This window comes from Aliiroseovarius crassostreae, from assembly GCF_049803815.1.
Classification (GTDB): domain Bacteria; phylum Pseudomonadota; class Alphaproteobacteria; order Rhodobacterales; family Rhodobacteraceae; genus Aliiroseovarius; species Aliiroseovarius crassostreae_A.
Map to the genome: position 1 here is coordinate 168789 of NZ_JBNAGI010000004.1, position 16414 is coordinate 185202.

The 16414-nt window shown below is 59.1% G+C and carries 18 protein-coding genes; 10 read left to right on the forward strand and 8 right to left on the reverse strand.

Annotated features, from left to right (window positions below; genetic code table 11):
- Positions 1-247 precede the first annotated feature (247 nt).
- The 4 genes from purL (at position 248) to grxD (ending at position 3848) form a co-directional block, all read left to right on the forward strand.
- Positions 248-2407, forward strand: a complete 2160-nt coding sequence (purL, locus tag ACP15V_RS12365) for a phosphoribosylformylglycinamidine synthase subunit PurL (protein ID WP_424944140.1) — start codon at positions 248-250, stop codon at positions 2405-2407.
- A 14-nt stretch (positions 2408-2421) separates the two neighbouring features.
- Positions 2422-2934 carry a hypothetical protein gene (locus tag ACP15V_RS12370; RefSeq protein ID WP_424944007.1) on the forward strand — a complete coding sequence of 171 codons (513 nt, stop codon included), beginning with the start codon at positions 2422-2424 and terminating at the stop codon, positions 2932-2934.
- Between the two features lie 191 nt (positions 2935-3125).
- Complete coding sequence (locus ACP15V_RS12375) at positions 3126-3362, forward strand: BolA/IbaG family iron-sulfur metabolism protein (RefSeq protein WP_424944008.1); 237 nt, start codon at positions 3126-3128, stop codon at positions 3360-3362.
- A 123-nt stretch (positions 3363-3485) separates the two neighbouring features.
- On the forward strand, positions 3486-3848 hold the full coding sequence (gene grxD / locus ACP15V_RS12380) for a Grx4 family monothiol glutaredoxin (RefSeq protein ID WP_424944009.1): 363 nt from the start codon (positions 3486-3488) through the stop codon (positions 3846-3848).
- A 45-nt stretch (positions 3849-3893) separates the two neighbouring features.
- Here the strand turns inward: grxD and ACP15V_RS12385 are convergent, their stop codons facing one another.
- The 3 genes from ACP15V_RS12385 to ACP15V_RS12395 all read right to left on the reverse strand — a co-directional run bounded on the left by ACP15V_RS12385 (position 3894) and on the right by ACP15V_RS12395 (position 5159).
- Positions 3894-4175, reverse strand: coding sequence for an MliC family protein (locus ACP15V_RS12385; RefSeq protein ID WP_424944010.1), 282 nt, complete (start codon positions 4173-4175; stop codon positions 3894-3896).
- 101 nt (positions 4176-4276) lie between these two features.
- A complete protein-coding gene (locus ACP15V_RS12390; protein ID WP_424944011.1) occupies positions 4277-4660 on the reverse strand; it encodes a cell division protein ZapA in 384 nt (127 codons plus the stop codon).
- Positions 4653-5159, reverse strand: a complete 507-nt coding sequence (locus ACP15V_RS12395) for a hypothetical protein (RefSeq protein ID WP_424944012.1) — start codon at positions 5157-5159, stop codon at positions 4653-4655. Before ACP15V_RS12395 ends, ACP15V_RS12390 begins: the two co-directional genes overlap by 8 nt.
- A 344-nt stretch (positions 5160-5503) precedes the next feature.
- Here ACP15V_RS12395 and tkt point away from each other — a divergent pair, with 344 nt between their 5' ends.
- Both tkt and ACP15V_RS12405 read left to right on the forward strand, forming a co-directional pair.
- Positions 5504-7528 carry a transketolase gene (gene tkt, locus ACP15V_RS12400; protein ID WP_424944013.1) on the forward strand — a complete coding sequence of 675 codons (2025 nt, stop codon included), beginning with the start codon at positions 5504-5506 and terminating at the stop codon, positions 7526-7528.
- Between the two features lie 267 nt (positions 7529-7795).
- Positions 7796-8665 carry a DMT family transporter gene (locus ACP15V_RS12405; RefSeq protein WP_424944014.1) on the forward strand — a complete coding sequence of 290 codons (870 nt, stop codon included), beginning with the start codon at positions 7796-7798 and terminating at the stop codon, positions 8663-8665.
- A gap of 325 nt (positions 8666-8990) precedes the next feature.
- Here ACP15V_RS12405 and ACP15V_RS12410 read toward each other — a convergent pair whose 3' ends face one another.
- Positions 8991-9953 (reverse strand): DUF808 domain-containing protein, encoded by a 963-nt coding sequence (locus tag ACP15V_RS12410; RefSeq protein WP_424944015.1) that lies wholly within the window; start codon positions 9951-9953, stop codon positions 8991-8993.
- A 303-nt stretch (positions 9954-10256) separates the two neighbouring features.
- Here ACP15V_RS12410 and gap (ACP15V_RS12415) point away from each other — a divergent pair, with 303 nt between their 5' ends.
- The 4 genes from gap (ACP15V_RS12415) (at position 10257) to gap (ACP15V_RS12430) (ending at position 13355) form a co-directional block, all read left to right on the forward strand.
- Complete coding sequence (gene gap / locus ACP15V_RS12415; protein ID WP_424944016.1) at positions 10257-11255, forward strand: type I glyceraldehyde-3-phosphate dehydrogenase; 999 nt, start codon at positions 10257-10259, stop codon at positions 11253-11255.
- A 106-nt stretch (positions 11256-11361) separates the two neighbouring features.
- Positions 11362-11976 carry a hypothetical protein gene (locus tag ACP15V_RS12420; RefSeq protein WP_424944017.1) on the forward strand — a complete coding sequence of 205 codons (615 nt, stop codon included), beginning with the start codon at positions 11362-11364 and terminating at the stop codon, positions 11974-11976.
- Between the two features lie 99 nt (positions 11977-12075).
- Positions 12076-12219 carry a hypothetical protein gene (locus tag ACP15V_RS12425; protein WP_424944018.1) on the forward strand — a complete coding sequence of 48 codons (144 nt, stop codon included), beginning with the start codon at positions 12076-12078 and terminating at the stop codon, positions 12217-12219.
- A 137-nt stretch (positions 12220-12356) separates the two neighbouring features.
- The gene (gene gap / locus ACP15V_RS12430; RefSeq protein WP_424944019.1) at positions 12357-13355 is read left to right on the forward strand and encodes a type I glyceraldehyde-3-phosphate dehydrogenase; all 999 of its coding nucleotides are present in this window, start codon (positions 12357-12359) and stop codon (positions 13353-13355) included.
- A 56-nt stretch (positions 13356-13411) separates the two neighbouring features.
- Here gap (ACP15V_RS12430) and ACP15V_RS12435 read toward each other — a convergent pair whose 3' ends face one another.
- The 4 genes from ACP15V_RS12435 to ACP15V_RS12450 all read right to left on the reverse strand — a co-directional run bounded on the left by ACP15V_RS12435 (position 13412) and on the right by ACP15V_RS12450 (position 16258).
- Positions 13412-14077, reverse strand: a complete 666-nt coding sequence (locus ACP15V_RS12435) for a hypothetical protein (protein WP_424944020.1) — start codon at positions 14075-14077, stop codon at positions 13412-13414.
- 32 nt (positions 14078-14109) lie between these two features.
- Positions 14110-14601, reverse strand: a complete 492-nt coding sequence (gene coaD / locus ACP15V_RS12440) for a pantetheine-phosphate adenylyltransferase (protein ID WP_424944021.1) — start codon at positions 14599-14601, stop codon at positions 14110-14112.
- A gap of 205 nt (positions 14602-14806) precedes the next feature.
- Positions 14807-15241 carry a CBS domain-containing protein gene (locus ACP15V_RS12445; RefSeq protein WP_424944022.1) on the reverse strand — a complete coding sequence of 145 codons (435 nt, stop codon included), beginning with the start codon at positions 15239-15241 and terminating at the stop codon, positions 14807-14809.
- A gap of 123 nt (positions 15242-15364) precedes the next feature.
- Positions 15365-16258: a LysR family transcriptional regulator gene (locus ACP15V_RS12450; RefSeq protein WP_424944023.1), complete on the reverse strand. Its 894-nt coding sequence runs from the start codon at positions 16256-16258 to the stop codon at positions 15365-15367.
- Between the last annotated feature and the right edge of the window lie 156 nt (positions 16259-16414).

Consider the following 16414-nt stretch of genomic DNA (forward strand, 5'->3'; position numbering starts at 1 on the left):
CAAAGTCGAGTACGGGCTCTGCCCTTCGGCTTTTACCTCCCTGTTGGACTTGGCCGGGCTATGCCCGGCCTTTTTTTTTGCCCAAACGCCTTCCCGATCTTCCGGGGGCGGGCTTTTTCCCCCTTCTTGCCCAGAACCGCCGCTACAGGCTTCCCACACGCCTTCTTTTCCCATAAGAGAGGCCGCAACTGCCAATGCGCCCGCGGATCTGACCCCTTCGGGCGCGCAAGTAAGGGACATGCGCCAGATGCAAGAACCAGCGATCACCACCGATCTTATTGAAGCCCACGGGCTGAAACCGGATGAATATGAGCTGATCCTGGAGATCATCGGCCGCGACCCCACCTTCACCGAGCTGGGCATCTTCTCGGCCATGTGGAACGAGCATTGTTCCTATAAATCGTCGAAGAAATGGCTGCGCACCCTGCCCACCGAAGGCCCGCAGGTGATCTGTGGCCCCGGCGAAAACGCGGGCGTGGTGGATATTGGCGACGGTCAGGCGGTCATCTTCAAGATGGAAAGCCACAACCACCCCTCGTATATCGAACCCTATCAGGGCGCGGCCACCGGCGTGGGCGGCATCCTGCGCGACGTGTTCACCATGGGCGCCCGTCCAATTGCCGCGATGAACGCGCTGTCCTTTGGCGAGGTTGATCACCCGAAGACGAAAACGCTGGTCAATGGCGTGGTCGAAGGGATCGGCGGCTATGGCAACTGCTTCGGTGTGCCGAATGTGGGCGGCGAAGTGCGTTTCCATCCGGCCTATAACGGCAACTGCCTTGTGAACGCCTTTGCGGCGGGTCTGGCAGACGCGGATAAAATCTTCTACTCGGCCGCCTCCGGCGTCGGAATGCCCGTTGTGTATCTTGGCGCAAAAACCGGTCGTGACGGCGTTGGCGGCGCCACGATGGCGTCAGCTGAATTTGACGACACAATCGAAGAAAAGCGCCCCACCGTGCAGGTTGGCGACCCGTTCACCGAAAAACGCCTGATGGAGGCCACGCTGGAGCTGATGCAGACCGGCGCCGTGATTTCGATCCAGGATATGGGCGCGGCTGGCCTGACCTGTTCCGCCGTGGAAATGGGCGACAAAGGCGGGCTGGGCGTCAAGCTCAACCTCGAAGATGTGCCGCAGCGCGAAGAAAACATGACCGCTTACGAGATGATGCTCTCGGAAAGCCAGGAACGCATGTTGATGGTGCTGAACCCTGAACTGGAAGACGCGGCCCGCGCGGTGTTTGAAAAATGGGATCTGGATTTTGCCATCGTGGGCGAAACCCTGCCGGAAGACCGCTTCCTGATCATGCACAACGGCGAAGTGAAAGCCGACCTGCCGCTGTCGCCGCTGTCGGGCCGTGCGCCTGAGTATGACCGCCCCTGGGTGGAAACCCCGCAGGCCGAGGAACTGGCCGATGTGCCGGAGATCGACGGGATTGACGGGCTGAAAGCGCTGCTGGGCTCGCCCAACTACGCCGCGAAAAACTGGGTCTATGAACAATATGACCACATGGTGATGGCCGACACGGTGCGCGCCCCGGGTCTGGGCGCGGGCATCGTGCGGGTGCATGGCACCAACAAGGCGCTGGCCTTCACCTCGGACGTGACGCCCCGCTACGTGCGCGCCAACCCGCTGCAAGGCGGGCGTCAGGCGGTGGCCGAGGCCTATCGCAACCTGACCGCGGTGGGGGCCAAACCGCTCGCCACCACCGACAACCTGAACTTCGGCAACCCGGAAAAGCCTGAAATCATGGGGCAGTTTGTGGGCGCGATCAAAGGCATCGGCGAAGCCGTGGCCGCGCTGGACGTGCCAATCGTGTCGGGCAACGTGTCGCTTTACAATGAAACCGACGGTCAGGCGATCCTGCCGACCCCGACCATTGGGGCCGTGGGGCTGATCGACGATCTCGACAACCTGATCGGGGGCGATGCGCGCGACGGTCACGTGGCGATGATGGTGGGCGACATGGTTGGGCATCTGGGCCAATCCGCCCTGCTGGCCGAAGTCTTCAACCGCGAAGATGGCGACGCGCCGCATGTGGATCTGGAGGTCGAGAAGAAGAACGGCGAGTTCATCCGCAATAACCGCGACCTGATCAAAGCCTGCACCGATATCTCGGATGGGGGCCTTGCGATGGCCGCGTTCGAGATGGCCGAAGCCGGTGGGGTGGGCGTCCAACTTGATGCCGCCGACACGCCGACGCTGTTTGGTGAAGATCAGGGGCGCTACCTTGTGGCGCTGAACTTTGATCAGGCCGAAGGGCTGATGATTGCGGCGGGCCAAGCTGGCGTGACCCTGACCTCGGTGGGCCGCTTCACAGGCGACACGGTGAAACTGGGTGGTTCAGAAGCGTCGCTGGAAGAGCTGCGCGAGATTTATCGCACCGGATTTGACAAGGCCCATCGTTGATGGCGGCTGGGGCCATGCCCGCGCTGCAGGCGGAATGTTCTGCCTGCATAGGCATCTGCTGCGTGGCCCCCGCCTTCGACAAAAGCGACGGGTTTGCGCTCTCCAAACCCGCGCTCACCCCCTGCCCGCATCTGAATGACAAGAACCGATGCAAGATCCACAAGAACCTGAAATGGCACGGGTTTTCGGCCTGCGAGGCCTTTGACTGCAAGGGCGCCGGACAATATCTGAGCCAAGTGCTCTATCCCGGGAAATCCTGGCGCGACAGCCCGGACTTGAAGGCGGAGATGGCGGAAAGCTATCGCCGGTTGCGCCGGGTGCATGACCTGCTGGAAATCTTCACGTTGGCCGCATCCCTTCCACTTGACGCGGATCAAGAGGCCACACGCAAGCGCGCCTTATCCTTGCTGGCACCGGAAGACGGATGGAGTGTTGACGACCTGATAGAAGCCGAGGCCAACGGGCTGTTTGCCGATTTGCAAAAGGCGCTCAGCAGCTTTCGGTCCGCATATGCCCGCAAGGAATAGCCCTGCATCGCGTGTGACCATCTAGCACAAAACTAGTTTTCTAGTTTTCTAGTTTTCTAGTTTTCTAGTTTTCTAGTGAAAATCCAGCAGCGAGACCTCAGAAGACACCCCCAAACACGCTTCTGGCTTGAAGCCCCCGCTCCGCACACTTAGATTTGCTCCAACAAACGCATGAACAAGGATCCCGCCACATGGCCATGGAAGCGCAACACATCGAAGACCTGATCCGCGCAGGTTTTCCTGACGCCACAATCACCATCACCGACCTGGCCGGCGACGGCAATCACTGGGCGGCCGAGGTGGTGGACGAAAGCTTTCGCAATATGAACCGCGTGCAGCAGCAACGCGCGGTGAACGCCACGGTGAAGGCGCAGATCGACAGTGGAGAACTGCACGCGCTGGCGCTGACCACAAAGGCACCCGAGTGAACCTACACGATTGGGGTATATCAGCACTGGCAATCTGCATATTTGCAGCGCTGATCTGGCTGAAATTACTCCCATACATCTCTCAAATGAAAGAAAGCGCCAAAGCGCGTAAGGACAACAATCATGACTGACGCAAAAACCCAAATTGATGAACTCGTCAAATCCAACGACGTGGTGCTTTACATGAAAGGCACCAAGGACATGCCGCAATGCGGGTTTTCCTCGCGCGTGGCCGGCGTTCTGAACTTCATGGGCGTGGATTACGCCGACGTGAACGTGCTGGCGGATGAAGAGATCCGCAATGGCATCAAAGAATACTCCGACTGGCCGACCATCCCGCAGCTTTACGTAAAGGGCGAATTTGTCGGCGGCTGCGACATCGTCACCGAGATGACCCTGTCGGGTGAGTTGGACACGCTCTTTGACGACAATGGTGTGGCTTATTCCAAAGAAGCCGCCGACAAGATCCGCGAAGCGAACGCCTGATCGGCACAGCGTAGTATCTGACATCAAACGCGAGGCGCGGCCCCTTTATCGCGCCTTGCACCCCGTCAGGATCATGTCGTCCGTTCCGGTGTCAGGGTCAACCCAAAGCAAGAACGCCTCGTCCCCTTTGGTCCACCAGACATACCCGGCCGCATCTTTGCCGTCTTCTTGAATTTGCGCGTATTTTGCACCGGATGCCGATTGCACCCGGTCCATGCCCACCTGACGGCCCTCAACCAGGACAACCGCATATGACGCATCGCCCGCGTTCATATAGGTGGCCTGAACCACAGCCCCCCGGGCACAGTCATAAACATCGCCGTTCATTGCCACCCCCGCCCATGCAAGGCGTGGCGCCATTGGGGCAAGCAGACACAGCGCCAAGCACACCCCTAATGTTCCACGTGATCGGTGGGCAAGGCGTTGCATCAGGCTTGCTTCTCTTCCACCGCCGCAGCGATCGCTTCGGCCCGCGCCGCGATCTCGGCCAGCGTGTCGGTCACACTGGACGGCACCACCGGCACTTCAACCTTCTGCGGTTCGGCGTTTTTCAATGCATCAATTTCCGCACGCAGCTCTGCCATCTGTTTCTCGGCCGCCTTCAGTTTGTCGTCCATCCCAGCGGTCTTATCGGCCAGCATCAGGCCAGACATCAGCAACATCCGGCTTTCCGTCAGGTGACTGATCTGCCCCACCAGAACAGATGCTTCCGCATCCAGCATGGCCGCGGCAGATTTCAGGAAATGCTCTTCGCCCTCCTGGCAGGCCACGTCGAAATCGCGCCCGCCAATTTTGATCACCACGTCAGGCATCTACTGTCTCCTGTTCCTGCGACGCAGCTTGCGTGGCCGCGATCACCCCGTTCAGTTCCGCCAGAACCGCATCCAATTCGGCACGGTCCGCGGTTTGCGCGGCGCGCAGACCTTCCAGCTCTGCCATCATCGACTTATTGATCAGATGGGGTTCCGCCACACCTTGGCTGACCGCTTCGCGCAGCGCATCATTATTGGCGCGCAGCTCTGCATTGACCTGGCGCAGCTTGGCCAGGGTCGCCTCTTCTTCGTCCAGCAGATCCGCAAGCCGTTCAACCTCGTCAGACAGGGTCTGAACCGTGCTGTCCTGCTTTTCCTTGATCGCCTTCACACGCTCTTCCAATTGCGCATTGGCGGTGCGTTCTTCTTCCAGCGCGGCCTGCAGGGCCGCCACCTCATCGCTGTTGTCCGGTTTGGCGGGGGCCAGCGCATTCAGCCCGGTGCCAATGCGTTCCAGCGCCGTGGTGATGCGGGTCTCCAGTTCGGAAATATCGCTCATACTCTGCCCTGTTCAAATCATATGCCCCCGTGTCGGGTCCCGTGTTCGCACCTGTTTGACGCGAATCGTCCCGGGCCGGGGTTTCATCCATCCTAAAGCCTAACTCGTTTTACCTGATGCAGAGAATTTGTAAAACGCCTGATCCGGCGTGGTTTGGCAGCGATGAGGGCGGCGTTTCTGGTTCAAAGTGATGGAAACCCCCGGTTTTGTCCCAAAACCCGCACGAAACCGTGGTTGCGTTACCATTGCCGCCCGCGCAATCCGCCAAAACACGAGCTTTGCTTGACCCGCGCAAAATGGCTGTTAAACCCGACGCGACTTCACTTAGCCAAAGGATCTGGGCCTTGGACATCGCTACCCTTCGCAACTCCCATCCCGACCACTGGAACAAGGCCGCTGCCATCCGCTCGCTGACGCTTGACGCTGTGGCCGCCGCCAATTCGGGGCACTCCGGCATGCCGATGGGCATGGCTGACGTGGCCACGGTTCTGTTCGAAAAACACCTGAAATTCGACGCAAGCCAACCGCGTTGGGCCGACCGGGATCGGTTCATCCTGTCGGCGGGCCACGGTTCGATGCTGATCTATTCTCTGCTTCACCTCACCGGATATGAAGATGTGACGATGGAGCAGATCCAGAATTTCCGCCAGTGGGGCGCCATCACCGCGGGCCACCCGGAATTTGGCCATGTGTCGGGCGTGGAAACCACCACCGGCCCGCTGGGTCAGGGCATTTCCAACGCCGTGGGCTTTGCCATGGCCGAGGAAATCCAACGCGCCCGGTTCGGGAAAAAGATCGTCGACCACTATACTTACGTGATCGCGGGCGACGGCTGCCTGATGGAAGGCGTGAGCCAGGAAGCCATCGGTATTGCCGGCCGTCATGAGCTGGGCAAACTGATTGTCCTGTGGGACAACAATGACATCACCATCGACGGCAAAGTGTCGCTGTCTGATCGCACCGATCAGGTGCAGCGCTTCAAGGCATCGGGCTGGCATGTGATTGAAATCGACGGCCATGATCCGGAGCAGATCGACGCCGCCATCACCAAAGCCAAGACCACCAAGAAGCCCTCGATGATCGCCTGCAAGACCCATATCGCCCTGGGTCACGCCGCGCAGGACACCTCGAAAGGTCACGGCGCACTGACCGATCAGGAGCAGCTGATCGCCGCAAAAGAAGCCTATGGCTGCCCGCTGGAACCCTTTGCAGTACCGGCCAATGTGAAAGCCGCCTGGGAAGCCATCGGCGCGCGCGGCGTGGCCGATCGCGAAGCCTGGGAAACCCGCTTCACCGAGATTTCCGAGCGCAAACAGGCCGAGTTCAAACGCGCCTATGATCTTGATGTTCCAAAGAAATTGTCTGCCGTTGTGCGCCAGCTGAAAAAGCAGGTCGCCGAAGAGCAGCCCAAGGTTGCCACCCGGAAGTCATCGGAAATGGCGCTGGCCGTGATCAACCCGGTGATGCCGGAAACCGTGGGGGGCTCGGCGGATCTGACCGGGTCAAACAACACCAAGACCGGCGATCTGGGCGTGTTTGACACCGACAACCGCAAGGGCCGTTACGTCTATTGGGGCATCCGTGAACACGGCATGGCCGCCGCGATGAACGGCATGGCGCTGCATGGCGGCATCCGCCCCTATGGCGGCACGTTCTTCTGCTTCACCGACTATGCGCGCCCGTCAATGCGTCTGGCCTCGCTGATGGGTATTCCGACCGTGTTTGTCATGACCCACGACAGTATTGGTGTGGGCGAAGATGGCCCGACCCACCAGCCGGTCGAACACCTGTCGATCTGCCGCGCAACGCCCAACAGCTACACGTTCCGCCCCGCAGATACCGCTGAAACCGCAGAGGCGTGGGAGGTTGCGCTGAGCGCAAAAACCACCCCCACCACCATGGTGCTGACGCGCCAGAACCTGCCCACGCTGCGCACCGAGTACAAGCAGAAAAACCTTGCAGCGCAAGGGGCTTACGTGCTGGCAGACGCGGAAGCAGGCAAGCGACAGGTGATCCTGATCGCCACCGGATCCGAAGTGTCGCTGGCGATGGAAGCGCGCGCGGAACTGGAAGCCCAAGGCATCGGCACCCGCGTGGTGTCCATGCCCTGTATGGAGCTTTTTGCCGAACAAGACGAAGCCTATCGCCGCAAGGTCCTGCCCGCAGGCCCCGTTCGTGTGGGCATCGAGGCCGCCGTGCGCGATGGCGGCTGGGACCGTTGGCTTCTGGGCGAGCGTGGCCGTGAAGCCAAGCAAGCCTTTGTTGGCATGGAAGGTTTTGGGGCCTCGGCCCCGGCGAATGTGCTGTTTGAGAAGTTTGGCATCACCACCGAGAACGTGGTCGAAAAGGCAAAGGCCCTGCTCGGCTGAACACCGGAATTTTGCAAAATTCCGATCAAAAATATTCGAAGATTTTTGGCCCGAAATACAAAACGCCCCGCCAATTGGTCGGGGCGTTTTTCATTGGAAAGTTTAAACTTTCGCAGGAAGGACTCCTAAAACTTTAAAGTTTTGCAGCGCCAATGTTCGAAAGTTTAAAGTTTTGACTCGCGAAAATCCGGGCTTTTTCGCTTTCCCTGCCCGCCCGGATCCGCCAGTCTGCCCTTATTTGATCCCAGTTTGACTTTCGGATGTCCCATGCTCTCTCACCTTTCAGACAATCATCGCGGCGCGTTGTTCATGGTCTTTGCCATGGGCGCTTTTGCGCTGGAAGATATGGCGCTGAAGGCCGCGGCCCGCGACATTCCAATCGGACAGGCGGTGGCGATGTTCGGCGCCGCCGGATGGGTGGTTTTTTCGATAATGGCCCGCGCGCAGGGGGAACGGATTTTTCATCCCTCTCTGACCTCTCCGGTGCTGATCTGGCGGTCTTTGTTCGAGATCGGCGGGCGGTTGTTTTATGCTTTGGCGATTGCGCTCACCCCCCTCTCAAGCGCCTCGGCGATCCTGCAAGCCACGCCGCTGGTCGTCGCCCTGGGCGCGGTCATCGTGTTTGGCGAACGGGTCGGGCTGCGCCGGTGGCTGGCGATCTGCGCGGGGTTTGTCGGTGTTCTGATGATCCTGCGCCCCGGGCTGGAGGCGTTTGACCCGCTGTCAGTATTTGCAGTGCTGGGCATGTTGGGCTTTGCGGGCCGCGATCTGGCGACACGGGCCAGCCCACCCGCGATGTCGTCGGCGCAGCTGGGGGTCGCCGGGTTCGCGGTCTTGACCGCGGCGGGGCTTGTCCTGATGGCCTTTGGCGGCATGGCCGCGCCCACAGCGACAAGCCTTGCCTACATTGCCCTGGCCGCCGGGGTTGGGGTGCTGGCCTATGGCGCATTGACCCGCGCCATGCGGACCGGAGAGGTGTCGGTGGTCACACCGTTTCGCTATTCGCGGCTGTTGTTTGCGCTTGTGTTGGGCGTCATGGTGTTTGGAGAGCGGCCAGACATGATGACCCTGTTGGGGTCGGTGGTGATCGTGGCCAGCGGAGTGGTTTTGTTGCAACGACGCAGAAATTCGCGCTGACGCGACGCTGCCCAAAATCTGGGCAAAGGGATCCACCCGTTCTCAGATTGGCTAATTCTCAGGCGGTCGAGTCGAATTTTTCGCATAATAGTAATATGTTGCGAGTCATTTCGCCCATGCAGCATTTTTCCCTTGAAGTTGCGCTGCGCTGCGGCATTCTGAATTTACAAGACGGTCTCATGCCTCCCTTCCTCCTACCGCATGGGACCAAAAAAGCCCGGACGCGATACCTCCTCCCATTGCCGACGGGTAAGACGCAAGTCTGACAGGGGTGGCTGGGTCAGCAATTGATCCAGCCACATCTGTATGCGGGGGTCTGTGGGTCTTAGGCGCGGCCTTTGAACACGGCCTGCCAGATCGGCGCAATGACGCGGGTCGCCAGCGGGATGATCAGGATGCCGAGGATCAGCCCCACCACCCCGTCAAGCGCCGCGGTCACGGCCCATTTCACGAAACCCTGCGCCTGGGTGACGGAATGCGCCGCGGCCTCGGCGATGTGGTGGATGGTGTTGTAAGGCTCATGCAGGCCCAGTTCATGCGCGCCGTGGATGATGATGGATCCGCCGACCCAGATCATCGCGGCGGTGCCGATAATGGTCAGCAATTTCATGAAGATGGGCATGAATTTCACCAGCCCAAGCCCAAATCGGCGGGTGAGGTCCAGACGGCCGTTTTTGGCCAGGAACAGCCCCACATCGTCCATTTTCACGATCAGCGCCACCGAGCCATAGACCGCGACCGTGATGCCGATCCCGGCAATCGCCAGCCCACCCGCCTTGGCATAGATCGACCCGTCGGGCAGCGCCGAGAGGATGATGGTCATGATCTCGGCCGAGAGGATGAAATCGGTCTTGATCGCACCGGCGATCTTGGTTTCTTCCAGATGGGTCGGGTCGCCTTCGTCATGGTCTGCGTGATCCCAGGTGTGTTCATGCGGGAACAGCACGTGCCAGACCTTTTCCGCCCCTTCGAAACACAGATAGGCCCCGCCCAGCATCAGCAAAGGTGCGACCAGCCAGGGCGCGAAGGTGGAGAGAAGAAGGGCCGCGGGCAACAGGATCAGCAGCTTGTTCTTGATTGATCCCCAGGCGATGCGGCCAATGATCGGCAGTTCCCGCGCGGGTGCAAAGCCCTGCACATATTTCGGCGTCACGGCGGCATCATCAATCACCGCCCCCGCTGCCTTGACCCCGGCCTTGGCGGCCTGTGCGGCCACATCATCCACCGAGGCGGCGGCGACCTTTGCAATGCCCGCCACATCATCCAGAAGCGCAATCAAACCACTCATCGAACCTGTCCCACTCATCTGCTCGCGTTTCGGCGAATCCTATTGGGTGGCGTGGATGGGGGCAAGGGGAGGCATGTCGCACAAGAGCGGAATGTTTGCGCCCACGTTCCATTTCGCAACGAGAGGCCGGGCGGGATCAGCGGCAGATTTTGCGCTAACATGTGATGTTTTCGCTAACAAACTGGCGTCCATGGCGAATTGCGCATTGGCCCCCTTCGCGCCCCCGTCTATACCCGGCGCAAATGATCATCCGGTCGCGGGGAGCGGCCTGATTGAGCAACATGCAAGACCAAGAGGTAACTCATGACCGTCAAAGTCGGTATCAACGGATTTGGCCGGATCGGCCGCTGCACCCTGGCCCAGATCGCCGCATCGGGGCGCGAGGATATTCAGGTTGTGAAGGTGAACGCCACCGGGCCGCTGGAAACCGCGCGCCACCTGATCAAATATGACAGCGTGCATGGGCGTTTCCCCAATGATGTTGTGCTGGGCGACGGCACCATGGATGTGGGCCAGGGCCCGATGCAGATGATGTCGACCTATAATATGGACGAGCTGGATTGGTCGGGTGTTGACGTTGTGTTGGAATGCACCGGCAATTTCAACGACGGTGAGAAGGCGAAAAAGCACATTGAACAGGGTGCTGCGAAGGTTCTGATCTCGGCGCCTGCCAAGAACGTGCAAAAGACCATCGTTTACGGTGTGAATGACGACACGCTGGAAGCGGGCGACGTGATGATCTCCAACGGATCCTGCACCACCAACTGCCTGGCCCCGATGGCCAAGGTGCTGAACGAGGCCTTCGGCATCGATAGCGGCATCATGACCACAATCCATGCCTATACCGGCGACCAGCCGACGCTGGACCGTCGCCACAAGGACCTGTATCGCGCCCGCGCCGCCGCCATGTCGATGATCCCGACCTCAACCGGGGCCGCCAAGGCGTTGGGCGAAGTGCTGCCTGCGCTGAAGGGCAAGCTAGATGGCTCTGCCGTGCGCGTGCCGACCCCGAACGTGTCCGCCGTGGATCTGACCTTTGTGGCCGAACGCGACGTGACCGTGGACCAGGTGAACGCAGTGATGAAAGAGGCCGCAGAGGGCGCCATGAAAGGCGTGTTGGGCTATAACGACGAGCAATTGGTGTCGGTTGACTTCAACCACTCGGAAGAAAGCGCGATCTTTGCCGCCGACCAGACCAAAGTCACCGGCAGCCGCCTGGTGCGCGTGCTGGGCTGGTACGACAATGAATGGGGCTTCTCGACCCGCATGGCTGATCTGGCCGTGAAAATGGGGTCGATCTGAGCCGACCCCCTGATCAAATGAGATTTCAGACCCCCGGCAGGCGCAGCTTGTCGGGGGTTTTCTTTTGTGAAACTGGTTTTGACGACTTTCCGGAGCGGCCTCATTCTTGCCAATCTTTCCGTTTAGCCAGGTGGAATATTCAATACTCACCAATTGGTTATCAAAGGCGTTTTCCGAAATGAATTGGGCTTTTCACGTATTGGCCATCCTGCTTCTCTCTTCGGCCTTCCCATTTCTTGCGGTTCTTTACGCTGCAATCATTGGCGCGCTGTACCTAGCAACCATGATAAAAAAGGTGACGGTTGCCCCATCTACCACGACGCTCCCCAACAAGCCTGAACCAACATCAGCCGAGATGAACCGCCTATTTTCAGAGGTGACAGCCCCGCGACCTCGGACACGGTTTGGGTTTCTCGACGAAAAGAACCCAGAGCTATTTGAACGGGAATCGCTTGGGTGGCTGATCGCCGTCGGGCGTGGCGAAGTGCTTCCTGAGGAGGCTGAATATGGCCCTTACGGCCCTCGCGAATTGATTGCGTATGAGGTTATGGAGCATTTCCTTGGCCTCATCGGACGAGAGCCAGAAGACCTGTCCGACGATGAGGTAGTCATGTTTGCCAATCTCAACATGTATCTATATTTCGGGGATGAAGTGCATTTGCAGGGCATTTCAGACATCGCATTTTGTCAGCAGGCGAAATCTCGGTTTGATGCGGTGTGATTTGGAAACGCCGCTTCCATCGTCTCGGATTACATCCTGTCCCCTCTTGCCCTGCTCCATCACTCCGACGATAGTAGGCACAACAAACAGGAGCCGCCCTTGACCAACCAGATCGCCCTTTTCCTCGGCATTGTGATCCTTGCCGGTGCTGGATTTGATGTCTGGATGTTTGACGGTGTGAACCTGTTGTTTCTGGCAAAGAAATTCATGGAATTGACCGAATGGATTGCCTTTTGGCGCTGATCCCCCCTTTCTGACCATCCCCCCTCGCCCACCCTTTGCAACCGGTTGCAGCACCATGACGGGTTTCCCTTGACCTTTCCGCAAAAATAGTCATGTTAGCGCCAACATTACCCGTTTACGCTCGGAAGGAGCCCGATATGACTGTGAAAGTGGCAATCAACGGATTTGGGCGCATCGGCCGCCTTGTGCTGCGTGCGATGATTGAACAGGGACGGGATGATATCGAAGTTGTGGCGATCAACGATCTTGGCCCGGTGGAGATGAACGCGCATCTGTTGGAGTTTGACAGCGTGCATGGCCGCCTGAACAGTTCGGTCACCCATGGCGAAGACTGGATCGACGCGGGCCGCGGCAAAATCGCCACCACTGCCATTCGCAATCCCGATGACCTGCCCTGGGGGGATGTGGACATCGTGCTGGAATGCACCGGGATTTTCAAAGGCGACAAGGCAAAGGTGCATCTGGGCAATGGATCCAGCCGGGTTCTGGTCTCGGCCCCCTCGAAAGGGGCGGACAAGACGATCGTGTACGGCGTGAACCATGACACGCTGAGCGGCGAGGACATTCACGTGTCAAACGCGTCCTGCACCACCAACTGCCTGGCCCCGGTGGCCAAGGTGCTGAACGATACGGTGGGCATCACCAAAGGGTTCATGACCACCATCCATTCCTACACCGGTGATCAGCCGACGCTGGACACCCTGCATTCCGATCCCTATCGCGCCCGTGCCGCGGCGATGAGCATGATCCCCACCACCACAGGCGCCGCCCGTGCCGTGGGTCTGGTGCTGCCGGAACTGGCGGGCAAGCTGGATGGGGTTGCGATCCGCGTGCCGACCCCAAATGTCTCTGCCGTGGACCTGACCTTTGAAGCCTCGCGCGCAACCACTGCTGACGAGATCAACGCCGCGATTTGGGAGGCCGCCAATGGGCCGCTCAAGGGCATTCTTGGCGTGACCGACAAACCGCTGGTCTCGATCGATTTCAACCACGACCCACACTCGTCCACCTTTGCCGTGGATCAGACCAAGGTGCTGGACGGCAATATGGTGCGCGTGCTGGCCTGGTATGACAATGAATGGGGCTTTAGCTGCCGGATGCTGGATACGGCGGTTCAGATGGGGAAATATTTGTAAGGGGGGAACCTTGCAGACAGGAAGAACGGAAGGCCCCACGGGGCCTATCCCAACTCCTAAAAGTCACAGGCCTTCTCAAGGAATGCCTCAAAGGGATCACCCTTTGCATAAGTCGGCAATAGATCCGAGCCTTTCGCTGGCAGCGTCAAATCAAACCTGTCTTCCACCCATTGTGACAGTTGATCCGGTTTGGGCCAATCCGTGTCGAACATGGCATCCCATTCCACATGCGGCTGAAGCTCCAAGGAAAACCGGCCTTCGACACTACAATATCCCATCGCAAGCAATGCGATGAAATTGCGCGTATCTTCAGCAACAACAAATGCTTCGCCTTCGGACCCAAGAAAGATATATCGAACGGAGTCATTGCCCTGCATCCAAAGGGCAAAATAACTCCCGTCCCCACCGCAGCGCACCAAGGGAATGATCTCGCGTTCAAAACCCGGCTTGCCAATCCAGTGGCGGATGAAGTCCTGTGGCATCTCGAAACCGATACTCGACCACAAGGCGTCATGCGTTTTGACCATACTGGTGGAAAGAAACGGTTCGTGCGTGCGGGTATAGGAAAAATGTTGCCCGTGCTCTTCCAGCCATGAAACCAGCGCCCACAGATCTTCCGGCAGATCAACATCCAAATCGGCAAGTCGCGTCCGCAATTGCGCTTCAAAGCTGGACGAGTTCCCCCGATCGGGTACTTTAGCCATCCCAAACCTTTCACTCACACAACAAAGAGGTCAATCAATCCGTCCGGCCCTCAGCCAATCTTCGCCAGAAGCTTCGCCTTCACCTCAGGGGTGACAAATTTCGATACGTCGCCGTCCAGCTTGGCAATCTCTTTCACCAGTTTCGACGCAATCGCCTGGTATTTTGCCTCGGCCATCAGGAACACGGTTTCGACCGAGCTGTCCATCGCGCGGTTCATGCCAACCATCTGATATTCATATTCAAAATCGGTAACCGCCCGCAACCCGCGCACGATGATCTGGGCGCCGACATCATGGGCGCAATGGATCAACAGGTTTTCAAACGGATGGGCGACAATTTCGGTCCCGGTCTCAAGGGTCAGCTTGGCGCATTCCTCTTCCACCATCGCCACGCGTTCTTCCAGCGAAAACATCGGCCCCTTGCCGGTGTTGATCGCCACGCCAATCACCAGCCGATCCACCAGCGCACAGGCACGGCGGATGATATCGGTGTGCCCAAGGGTGATCGGGTCAAAGGTTCCGGGATAAAGACCAACGCGCATTTTTGTGCCTCCTAAGCGGCTCCAGTTTCCTCAAACACATGCTGAGTTTTTCGCGTTTGAGCAAAGCGAAAGGCAGCGAATAAACGATCCAGGTGAACTGAAACCGCTTGATGGGGCGCACGCAACTCTATTGCGCGAGGGTTTTCAAGTGTTTTGATGCCGCAACGTAGTTCTACGTAACGGCACTGATTGACCGGATTGGGGGTCAGTAGCCCATGATCATATTGGTCAGCGCCTCGGCCTGTTGACCCAACTCGTCCAGCCGCGCCTTGACCACGTCACCGATCGACACCAGGCCAACCATTTCGTCGCCATCCATCACCGGCATGTGACGAAACCGGCCTTCGGTCATGGTTTGCAGCACCTGGATCGCGCGATCTTCCGGCGAACAGCTGATCAGTTTCGAGGTCATGATCGTGTCGACCTTGTCGGTCAGACAACCGGTTCCCGACGCGCCCAATGCGCTGACGATATCGCGTTCCGACACGATCCCGGCCGGGCGCACCCCGTCTTCCGACACAATCACCGCGCCGATTTTCTTCTCTGACAGCATCTGCACCGCCTCGGTGACCGATGCGCCCGGTTTGACCGTGGCAACGCCGTGAATGGGTTTGTCTTTGAGAATTTGGCTGACGAGCATGCGTCCCTCCTGGAGTGCTGAACTGCTGAATTTTATGTCCCCAGCGTCACCCCGCACGCAACAATATGTCAAGCACATTCCGCAACCCCGCCGGGTACTTAACAGCCTTTTTCACTTTCAACCCTATCCTACCGCCGCTTCCAGCCGCGCAACCTCGGCCCGGATCCCCTGCGCCAGCTCCTCGGCTACTCGCGAAAACCGCTCCACGCGCGCATCCCCTTCGTGGCGGACAAGGTAAAAGGATCGGGTGATCGACAGCTCCTTGACCAGCACACGTTTCAGTTCGGGCGCAAATGGCAGGATGAAATCATGGGTCACGCCCACACCACCGCCCTGGCGCACCATGCCCAATTGCACCGCCACCAGGTTCGACGCCAATTGCACCTTGTCGATGCCCAGCTTGGTCAGAAAATCCAGCTCCGGGTAAAAAATCATATCCTGAATATAACCCACAATCGGATGATCGCGCAGATCCTCCAGCCGAAACAGCGGCGGGGCCTCGCGCAGATAATCTTCGCTCGCCGCCAGATGCAGATGGTAATCGGTCACCCGCTGCACCGTAACCCGCCCGGCCTGTGGCGGGCTCACTGTGATCGCCATATCCGCCTCGCGTTTCGACAGGTTGATCACCCGGGGCAGCGCGACAATCTGCAATTCCAGCTCCGGATGCTGGCGCTGGATCTGCGCGCAAACCTGCGGCAGGATAAAGCTCGCACAGCCATCGGTGGCGCCAATGCGCACCTGCCCTGACAATTGCCCGGACTGGCCCTTCACCTCTTCGGCCCCGGACAACACCGCCTGTTCGGCCCGCTCCGCATGGGACAACAGGCGCAACCCCGCCTCGGTCAGCGCATAGCCCTGAGGCGATTTGGTGAACAATACCTGCCCCAGATCGCCTTCCAGTTTCGCCACCCGCCGCCCGACCGTCGCCGCATCCCGCCGCAACGCCTTTCCCGCCCGCGACAGGCTTTCCGCCCGCGCCACCGCCAGGAACACCTTGAGATCATCCCAATCCATCAAAACCCCCTCCCCCGCAGATCCCGACCATCTTTGGTCTCCAAATATCCCCGCCGGAGGCCCAGGTTCATCGCAGATGAGCCACCGACAGCGCGCTTGAGTGCACACGAAAGCGCCCCGCCCCTGCTAGCAGTCATATTGCATTTTTGCAAAACC

What these genes read in the sequence shown, in the direction of transcription:
- purL (WP_424944140.1), top strand. Translation starts at nt 248, where the DNA reads ATGCAAGAACCAGCGATCACCACCGATCTTATTGAAGCCCACGGGCTG.
- ACP15V_RS12370 (WP_424944007.1), top strand. Translation starts at nt 2,422, where the DNA reads ATGCCCGCGCTGCAGGCGGAATGTTCTGCCTGCATAGGCATCTGCTGC.
- ACP15V_RS12375 (WP_424944008.1), top strand. Translation starts at nt 3,126, where the DNA reads ATGGCCATGGAAGCGCAACACATCGAAGACCTGATCCGCGCAGGTTTT.
- grxD (WP_424944009.1), top strand. Translation starts at nt 3,486, where the DNA reads ATGACTGACGCAAAAACCCAAATTGATGAACTCGTCAAATCCAACGAC.
- ACP15V_RS12385 (WP_424944010.1), bottom strand. Translation starts at nt 4,175, where the DNA reads ATGAACGGCGATGTTTATGACTGTGCCCGGGGGGCTGTGGTTCAGGCC.
- ACP15V_RS12390 (WP_424944011.1), bottom strand. Translation starts at nt 4,660, where the DNA reads ATGCCTGACGTGGTGATCAAAATTGGCGGGCGCGATTTCGACGTGGCC.
- ACP15V_RS12395 (WP_424944012.1), bottom strand. Translation starts at nt 5,159, where the DNA reads ATGAGCGATATTTCCGAACTGGAGACCCGCATCACCACGGCGCTGGAA.
- ACP15V_RS12405 (WP_424944014.1), top strand. Translation starts at nt 7,796, where the DNA reads ATGCTCTCTCACCTTTCAGACAATCATCGCGGCGCGTTGTTCATGGTC.
- ACP15V_RS12410 (WP_424944015.1), bottom strand. Translation starts at nt 9,953, where the DNA reads ATGAGTGGTTTGATTGCGCTTCTGGATGATGTGGCGGGCATTGCAAAG.
- gap (WP_424944016.1), top strand. Translation starts at nt 10,257, where the DNA reads ATGACCGTCAAAGTCGGTATCAACGGATTTGGCCGGATCGGCCGCTGC.
- gap (WP_424944019.1), top strand. Translation starts at nt 12,357, where the DNA reads ATGACTGTGAAAGTGGCAATCAACGGATTTGGGCGCATCGGCCGCCTT.
- coaD (WP_424944021.1), bottom strand. Translation starts at nt 14,601, where the DNA reads ATGCGCGTTGGTCTTTATCCCGGAACCTTTGACCCGATCACCCTTGGG.
- ACP15V_RS12445 (WP_424944022.1), bottom strand. Translation starts at nt 15,241, where the DNA reads ATGCTCGTCAGCCAAATTCTCAAAGACAAACCCATTCACGGCGTTGCC.
- ACP15V_RS12450 (WP_424944023.1), bottom strand. Translation starts at nt 16,258, where the DNA reads ATGGATTGGGATGATCTCAAGGTGTTCCTGGCGGTGGCGCGGGCGGAA.